Origin of the sequence: Mangrovactinospora gilvigrisea, from assembly GCF_001879105.1 — a bacterium.
GTDB classification, from domain to species: Bacteria; Actinomycetota; Actinomycetes; order Streptomycetales; family Streptomycetaceae; genus Mangrovactinospora; species Mangrovactinospora gilvigrisea.
Genome location: NZ_MLCF01000065.1, coordinates 1 through 8,616, shown reverse-complemented (window position 1 = coordinate 8,616; position 8,616 = coordinate 1). Strand labels below are relative to the sequence as shown.

The window sequence follows — 8,616 nt, the reverse complement described above, 5'->3', positions numbered from 1 at the left end:
TGCGGACGCTGCGACAACTGCACCGGCGTCGCGATGAGCACGGACGTGTCGGCGGAGGGATTGGCAGCTGCTCGAGCGGCGTTGGGGCGGCCGGGCGTGGAGGTGGAGCCGCGGCGGATGTGGCCGACGGGGATGCCGGCGCTGGGGGTGGAGGTCAAGGGCCGCATCCCGGCGGGCGAGCAGGCCGGGGTGGGGCGGGCGCTCGGCCGGCTGTCGGACATCGGCTGGGGCTCGCGGCTGCGCCCGCTGTTCGCCCCCGGCGCGCAGGACGGCCCGGTTTCGCAGGAGGTGGCGGCGGCGCTGGTGGAGGTGTTGGCGGACTGGTCGCGGGGTGAGGGGGCGTGGAGCGGTGCGGGGCGGCCGGTGGGGGTGGTGACAATCGCTTCGACTACGCGGCCGCTGTTGGTGCGTTCCTTGGGGGAGCGGCTGGCAGCGGTCGGGAGGCTGCCGCTGCTGGGGGAGTTGCTGCCGGTCGGACCTGGTGCGCCAGGTGGTGCGGGGGGTAACAGTGCACAGCGGTTGGGTCGGTTGTGGGACGCATTCGTCCCGGGACCGGGCCTGGTGGAGGCGATCGGCGCGAGTCCGGGGCCGCTGCTGCTGGTTGACGACCTCGTCGACTCCGGCTGGACGATGGCCGTCGCCGCCCGCCTGCTACGTCGGGCTGGGGCAGCAGCCGTTCTTCCAGTGGCCTTGGCCCAGCAAGGCTGAGGTGTCAGCTGCAACACCACTAACAACTGATGCACGTTCATCCAACGAGTCAGGCTCGCGGTAGTAATCTCCCGTCCGCCCACTTGCCGGTCGCCGTCTTCATCTACGTGGACCGGTGTCCGGCGCGGTTCAGGATCGGGCTCGTGGCTAGGATTGCCGTTGCTGTTGATCCTTGATTACCTTCTAGTCGCTGCAGGGGGGCCGGTGCGCCACGATCTGGACCACTTCGATGATGTCGGCGGCTGCCTGTGCTACTGCCAGGACTGTGTCGACCCCTCTGACGGGACCTGCCGCTGCGCGGAATGCTTGTGCGGTCGTGAGCCTGACCCGTTGTCTCCTGCGTACTCCGCGTCGCCCGGTGGGCGCGCGACGCCGAAGCAGCAACCACCAGGTTGTGGCCGATGCGGCGAGCCAGTTGTCCGCAAGGGCAGCCGAGGCCGCTTCCCCTCGCTGTGCCCCACCTGCTCGGCCCCCGCGACGGAACCACTGTTCGGCTACGAGGCAGAGGAGGAAACCGCTGTCGCTCAGCTTCCCCACCTGCGACTGGCAGAGACCCAACCACCATTGCCAGATGCTGAACCTTCTCAAATAGAATCACGCGACAACCAAAGCTTGGTGGGAAACCAGTACTGCTGCGTCGAACCCGACGAATACTCATCGCAAGGGAGTTCTGAAATGGCTCAGCAAGTCAAGACGATTCTGATCGACGACCTGGACGGGAGCAGCGCCACAGGGACCGTCAGGTTCGGTTACCAAGGCGTTGACTATGAGATCGACCTCAACGACGACCATCAGAAGGCACTTGAGGAGTCCGTCCGAGAGTGGATCGGCAACGCCCGGCGTACCGGTGGGCGGAAGCAAGGCGTGAGGCCGGCCTCCGGAGCGTCAGACACGTCCGCCATCCGCGTGTGGGCCAAGGAGAACGGATACCAGGTCAACACTCGTGGACGTATCGCTGCTGAGATCGTCGAGGCCTATCAGCGGGCGCACTGACCGAACCCTTGACTGCTTCGTCGAGACGGCCCAAGCGCTGACGATGCGGCTGGCCGTCTCGGCTGCGGTCGCAGGTCGTCCTTTTTTAACGCGAGCCAGTTGTCCGCAAGGGCAGCCGAGGCCGCTTCCCCTCGCTGTGCCCCACCTGCTCGGCCCCCGCGACGGAACCACTGTTCGGCTACGAGGCAGGGGAGGAAACCGCTGTCGCTCAGCCATGGCAGCTGTAGATCGGAACTGACGCGGCGTCGGTGCTGTTCAGCGGCGTGCGACCCGAATGTGGGCAGCAGGGCGGCCACCGGCATCCTGATGGTTTGTGACGCCACATCAGGCCGCCGTGGCCGCTGCCGCCACGATAGACCCCGACCTGCACCGCCGACACCTGGACGAGGTGTTCGCCCAGATCGCCCCCTGCTTCCCGCGCCGCGAGTCCCGCCAGGGTTTCCGGCAGCTGATGACTGGGATGCTCATGGAGGTCGAGGACCGCAACTGCTGGAGCCTGGCCGAGGCCCTCGGCCACCCCGGGCCCCACCGGCGGCAGAACCTGCTGTCCCGCGCGGCGTGGGATGACGCCGAGGTGCTTGCGGCCACCGCCCGGTGGGCCATGGACCAACTCGGCTACGCCGACCCGGTGCTGATCGCGGACGAGACCGGGGACGCGAAGTCCTCCACCGACGCCGTCGGCGCCGCCTTCCAGTGCTCCGGAGCCCTGCGCGGCGTTGCGCTGTGCCAGGTGGCGGTCCACCTGACCTACGCCACTGCCGCCGGACACGCCATCGTCGACCGCCGGCTGTACCTGCCCGAGCAGTGGGCCGCCGACGACGAGCGCCGGGAACTGGTACACGCCCCCGACGAGATGGCCTTCGCCACCTCGGCAGACGCTCCAGATGCTCAATGCGGCGCTCGCCGCCGGCATCCCGTGCGGCTTCTTCCTGGGCGATGAGGTCTACAGCCCGCTCTACCTGCGCAAAGGCTGCCGGGAACTGGGAGTCGGCTACGCGTTGGCGGTCAAGTCCGACCACCGGATCACCACCGGCCGGGGCAAGTTGACCGCGAAGGGCGCGGTGGGGCGGCTGCCGGCCGCAGCCTGGCAGCGGATGCGGACCGGGACCGGCTCCAAGGGCGCCCGCGACTACGACTGGGCGATGATCGACGCGATCGCCGACGATGTTCCGGCCGGTCAGGCCGACGCCGGGGTCTCGGTGCTGCTGGCCCGCCGGCACCGCTACACCGCGAGGTCTCCTACTTCCGCTGCTGGTCGCCTGTCCCGGTGTCGCTGGCGAGGCTGGTGGGGTTGATCTGCCGCAGGTGGAGGGTGGAGGAGGACTTCGCCGTGGCGAAGGGCGTCGCGGCCCTGGACTCCGGGCAGGTCATCACGTGGGTGTCCTGGCAGCGGTGGAGCACCGCCAGCCTGGTCGCGCTGATGGTCCTGGCCGTCGGCGCGGCCCTCGAGCGGGTCGGGCCGGAGACGGAACTGGTGCCGGTCTCGGTGTTCGAACTGGTCCGGCTACTGCGGGTGTTGGTGCTACCGGCATCGATGCGGGAGCCGGCGCATGTGCTGGCCTGGTCGGCGTGGCGCCGGCGTCACCAGTACGCGGACACCGCACCATGACCAGGCGCCTCACGAACTACAGCTGCCATGTGAGTAAGGGTGGGAACTCAGGAGAATCTACGTGCAATTAGATATCACATTTGCATACATCTCTATATGCGTTTCAGCTACCCTAGTCGCCGAAAATCCCGCTACGGAAGATTGAATATCTGGCACGGCAAGATCGGTCAGACTAGACACTGATTCTGCTAGATCTTCGAGATTATCTCGGATGAATCCTGATATCCCGTCGATGACCAACTCGCTGCATGCCCCACGGTTTAGTGCTAGCACTGGAGTGCCAGCGGACATAGCTTCTAGCATCACGAGCCCTAGCGGCTCTGGCGGATCAGATAGAAAAACGAGCGCGCTGCTTGTTTCTAGCAGATGACTCCGAGCCGGCTCGCGGACCTCACCAATCCACTCTACTCGATCGTCACCGAATCTTCCAATGATCTCGTGTCGGAACCAGGCTTCATTTCTGCGGGCAAGAGGGCCAGCGAGAACCAATCTCTTTCCGGACATTTCTGCGAGCTCACATGCCTGTTGGACACCCTTCTCGGGTCGGACCTGGCCAAGCATCAGGAGATTAGCATTCCTCCTCTCGCGCGAGGTCCCAAGCTTTACAGGAACTATCGGGGGGCTCCATCCGGCAAATCCGACAGAACCAAGATGATTCTTCTGGAAACTTGATATGTACGCAAAGGCTGGCTCTCCGATTACCGGTAGTAGATGATTCGTGTGAAGGGTGGTAATTAGTGGAGTACGGAGATTATTGCTGAGCCAGATTGCCGCTGCAGGATCGTGATTGTGCACGATGTCACACTCCTCCAGTGCGGCTAGATGCTTCCGTAGTTCCTCCGGATTTGAAGTCCCTCGGCGGCCGGTAAAGGGAACAAAGCGATTTCCCTCCCCAGAGAGTGTTGAGCCTTTGGCGACAACTGGGACGACTTGCGCCCTGCCGTGCAGCGAACCTACGAGGTTTGCGACAATCCGCCCTATTGCCCCATATCCGTTTGGTGGTGTATGTTCACTCTGGAGCGCAACGAGACCTATTCGCATCACGTACATTGAATACCATGCGCGCACTCAATGCTGCAAGGGTATTGGAGGATCCGTGCACTACCGATACTATCGCAATTAGGACTTTCAGTGCGAGGAGTGCAGTTCGGGAGCGGACGATCACGATTCGAAGAGCGCGATCGCATTGATGGGGGAGGGGTCAAAAAAGGGCCTATCCGGGAAGTGTTGCCACATAGCAGGCATCAGACACGAAAAGGCTTCAAGCGAAATTGAGCCCGTTAAGGAACTAGTCGAATAGATGAGAGTTCTGGGCCCGATGATTTGAGGGCCACTAGGACTATTGAAGCGCTGTTGGGTTATAGGGAAGAAAGGTTAACAGATTCGTGAACCGGATGCAAAGAGTAACCATCGCGGACGTGGCTAAACTCGCAGGAGTCTCGAAGCAGACGGTCTCACGAGCAATAAACAACAAGGGCGATATCGGTGAGTCCACGAAAGAGAGAGTGCTTGAGATTGCACGGAACCTGGGCTATCGTCCGAGTCGCTTCGCCCGAGGTTTGCGCATCGGTGAGTCCGTTACGCTGGGGCTTCTTCTATTCGATCTTTCAATTCCATACTATCCCGATTTGGCATCGCAGATACTCCAATCTGCAGGGAAGCAAGGTTGGAATGTCGTAATTGGCGATGCACAGGGTGAGTGGCGGCGGGAGCTTGATGTGCTCCAAGTTCTAGCGCGCCAAGCCGACGTGTTGATCGGCCAGGTTGGAAGTTCGGATACTGTGTTGTTGCGCGAGTTTCCAGGATTGCCAATGGTGCTGCTGGATCATGATGCGGGGAGTTCCGGATTCGGTTCGGTGTGTATTGACTTCATTTCTGGTATGCGTCAAGCAGTAGATCATTTGATCAAGATTGGCCGTCGTCATATTGGAATTATTGACGGAGTTAAGTGGGATCGACCGCCGAGTCCGCGCCGCATCGCTGCAGAACAGCGGTTGAGGGAGCATGGGCTTGTAACTGGCGACGAGTGGTCTGCTGCAGCAAGCCCTCATGCCGTAACTTCAGGCGAAGCGGCGCTCGCGGAGCTGCTAACTCGCCAGCCTATCATTGATGGCGTTATCTGCTTTAATGACCAGCTTGCAATTGGTGCTATGAGAGAGCTGAAGCGTGCTGGGCGCAACGTACCGGCGGATGTTGCAGTAGTAGGCTTTGACGGTCTTCGAGTCGGAGGGCTCGTTGAGCCCGCTCTCACATCCGTCAGAATCGACAATCGACAGCTCGCCGAACTTGCAGTTAGAGATGCTATTCGCCTTCTCACCGTGCCGAAGGCTCCTCAAAAAGAGTCGCTAGTGGTGACCCCTAAGCTGATTGTACGTTCATCCGCGTAATAGAGTCCAGGCGTGGGTGCGAAGTGCGATATGCGCGTATCTCGCTCGGTCGGTGAGGAGTCATCACGATAGTGCTGGATACATCGAGTTGGACGTGAACAAGTAGGGTTCACCACCAGGGATGATGTGGTTATCGACACCCCATCGCCCCGGAGGAACTCCGCCTTCCCTCCCATCCTCTCTGATCACCGCTGCCCGTGACGACCTGGCCCTGGAACTGCCGGCCGAGCTGATCACTCTGCCCGAAGCCCCGCGGGTGCGGACGCATCTACCCGCAGGCCTCGCTGCTGGCCGTCGCGATGTGCGGCCCTCTTCCCATCCTCTCCACCGTCGTCGCACTGCTCGACGGTGGGACGGGCTGGCGGGGTGGACAGCCCCAGCCCCTGGGTAGTCATCTAGTCGCAGTCCTAAAACCGGTTCACTTCGAGCGCACCCCCACCTCTGGCTAAACCACGCTCAGCCCCGTTGGCAGGGCCATTCCAAAGTCCAGTGATCTTGTGAATCTGCAGGCTGCGGCGCCGTGGTGGGGTTCGGATCGGCCGTGACCAACGCAACGAGGCTCCGGTTGATGACGGTGACCAGCCAGTCACCCATCCACCGGAGCCTCGATGTGTCGCCAGTCTGCCAGCCCGTGCCTGATCAAGTCGCCTACCGCAGCCCAGCGTTCGATTGCCGGGCTGGTCGATCGGCTGGCGCAGCTGCCCGACCCGCGTGATCGCCGCGGCCGGCGCCACGGCCTGGTTCCGGTGCTGCTGATCGCCTACGCGGCGGTGCTGACCGGCGCGAAGTCCTTCGCCGCGATCGGCCAGTGGGCGGCGCCCCCGCCGCAGGACGCCCTGGCCCGGCTCGGCACGCGCACCGCCACCGCGTTGGGCGTGTGCATCGCGCCCAGCGGCGGCACGATCCGCCGCATTGTCCTGGCTGCCTGCCCCGGAGGACTCGCCGACCTGCTGGGATCCGACCCGACCGGCGAGCAGACCGTGGCGGTCGACGGCAAGACCGCGCGTGGCTCGCGAACCGCCGACGCCCCGGCCGCCCACCTGCTGGCCGCCTTCACCGGCGCCGGGCAGGTGGTCTCCCAGCTGCGGGTGCCGGACAAGACCAACGAGATCACCGGCTTCGCGCGGCTACTGGCCCCCTTCGACCAGGCCGGGGTCACCGTGACGGCGGACGCCCTGCACTGCCAGCGCGAGCACGCCCGGCTGCTGGTCGAGGAGTTCGGCGAGCACTTCGTCTTCACCGTCAAGGGCAACCAGAAGGGCCTGTTCGCCCAGCTGAGGGTGCTGCCGTGGAAGATGGCGAGCAGCAAGTTCTACGACCGCAGCATCGGGCCCGGGCGCAGGGAGACCCGGGTGGTGCAGGCGCTGACCCTGGACGCGGCCGATGTGGACTTCCCCCCATGCGGTGCAGGTGGCCAGGGTGGTGCGGCACCGCACGAGCCTGGCGACGAAGAAGCGGTCGCGGGAGACGGTCTACCTGGTCACGGACCTGACAAGTCGGCAGGCTTCGCCGGTGCGGCTGGCGTTCCTGGTGCGGTCCCGGTGGGGCATCGAGAACAAGTTGCATTTTGTTCGAGATGTGACGTTCGGGGAGGATGCCTCGAAGGTCCGCACCGGGCGCGGTCCGGAGAACATGGCGACGCTTCGCAGCTTCGCGATCGGGGAGCTGCGGGCGGCGGGGTACACCAACATCGCCGCGGCCCTGCGGGAGGTGTCCTACGCCGCGTTCACCCGGCCGCTGGAGCTGCTGGGCATCGGCTGACCTGCAGCGACTCACGAGCCGTCAGACTTTGAAATGACCCTGGCCCCGTTGGCCAGCGCTCCGGGCGGCTCGGGTCAGACGGCCATGGCGGCGGTGCGGGTGGTGCCGTCGGCGGGGTCGATGAGCAGGAACGCGCCGGTGCGGCGGTTGGCGGCGTAGGCGTCGACGGGCAGCGGTTCGGCGGTGCGGACGGTCAGGGGGGCGATCTCGTTGAGGGCCAGTTCGCCGGAGTCGGTGTCGATGGCGGTGACGATGCCGCGGACGGTGCGGGTGCCGTGCTGGATCAGGACCTTCTCCCGCGGGCGCAGCGGGGTTTCGTGCAGGTGGCAGGCGGTGGCGGTCAGGTCCTTCACAGCCTGCGGGGCGGCGGGGGTGGGGGCGATCAGGTCGCCGCGGGCGATATCGATCTCGCCGGTCAGGCGGACCGTCAGGGACTGCCCGGCGCGGGCGGTCTCGGCCGGGCCGCCCAGGAGGTCGATCGCGGCGATGGTGCTCTGCTCGCCGGACGGGAGGACGGTGACGGGCTGGCCGAGGTGCAGGGTGCCCGATTCCAGGCGGCCGGCATACCCGCGGTAGTCGCTGCCCGGGGGGCGGATGACGTACTGGACGGGCAGGCGGGCGGGGGCGGTCAGCTCCTCGGTGTCGTCGACGGGGACGGTCTCCAGGTGTTCCAGGACGGTGGGGCCGGCGTACCAGTCCAGGTGCGCACTGGGGTCTACGACGTTGTCGCCGTGCAGGGCGGAGATGGGGATGGCGGTGACCTGGGGGATGCCCAGTTCCTTGGCGAGGGTGGTGAACTCGGCCTCGATGGCGGTGAACATGGCCTCGTTCCAGTCGGCCAGGTCCATCTTGTTCACCGCCAGGACCACGTGCGGGACGCGCAGCAGGGCGGCGATGGCGGCGTGGCGGCGGGTTTGGTCGACGAGGCCGGTGCGGGCGTCGACCAGGACGATGGTCAGTTGGGCGGTGGAGGCGCCGGTGACCATGTTGCGGGTGTACTGCACGTGGCCGGGGGTGTCGGCGAGGATGAAGCGGCGCTGGGGGGTGGCGAAGTAGCGGTAGGCGACGTCGATGGTGATGCCCTGTTCGCGTTCGGCGCGCAGGCCGTCGGTGAGCAGGGCGAGGTCGAGGCCGTGGTGGCCGCGGGCGGTGGAGGCG

Annotated in this window: 5 protein-coding genes and 2 pseudogenes; 5 read left to right on the top strand and 2 right to left on the bottom strand. The window is 65.1% G+C overall.

Annotated features, from left to right (window positions below; translation table 11 throughout):
* The 3 genes and pseudogenes from BIV57_RS25165 to BIV57_RS26785 form a co-directional block, all read left to right on the top strand.
* A pseudogene (locus tag BIV57_RS25165) lies at positions 1-708 on the top strand (phosphoribosyltransferase); the annotation flags it as partial.
* 675 nt (positions 709-1,383) lie between these two features.
* Positions 1,384-1,701, top strand: coding sequence for a histone-like nucleoid-structuring protein Lsr2 (locus BIV57_RS13385; RefSeq protein WP_071657000.1), 318 nt, complete (start codon positions 1,384-1,386; stop codon positions 1,699-1,701).
* A 313-nt stretch (positions 1,702-2,014) separates the two neighbouring features.
* Positions 2,015-3,310, top strand: a pseudogene (locus BIV57_RS26785) (IS701 family transposase).
* Positions 3,311-3,367: 57 nt separating this feature from the next.
* Here the strand turns inward: BIV57_RS26785 and BIV57_RS26780 are convergent.
* A complete protein-coding gene (locus BIV57_RS26780; protein ID WP_071656999.1) occupies positions 3,368-3,871 on the bottom strand; it encodes a glycosyltransferase in 504 nt (167 codons plus the stop codon).
* An 833-nt stretch (positions 3,872-4,704) separates the two neighbouring features.
* On the opposite strand from BIV57_RS26780, the gene BIV57_RS13370 reads away from it, so the two are divergent.
* Both BIV57_RS13370 and BIV57_RS26845 read left to right on the top strand, forming a co-directional pair.
* A complete protein-coding gene (locus tag BIV57_RS13370; RefSeq protein WP_071656998.1) occupies positions 4,705-5,697 on the top strand; it encodes a LacI family DNA-binding transcriptional regulator in 993 nt (330 codons plus the stop codon).
* A gap of 608 nt (positions 5,698-6,305) precedes the next feature.
* Positions 6,306-7,490 carry an ISAs1 family transposase gene (locus BIV57_RS26845; RefSeq protein ID WP_217651725.1) on the top strand — a complete coding sequence of 395 codons (1,185 nt, stop codon included), beginning with the start codon at positions 6,306-6,308 and terminating at the stop codon, positions 7,488-7,490.
* A 42-nt stretch (positions 7,491-7,532) separates the two neighbouring features.
* Here BIV57_RS26845 and BIV57_RS13360 read toward each other — a convergent pair.
* On the bottom strand, positions 7,533-8,616 hold a 1,084-nt coding region (locus BIV57_RS13360; RefSeq protein ID WP_071656997.1), incomplete at its 5' end, for a sulfate adenylyltransferase subunit 1.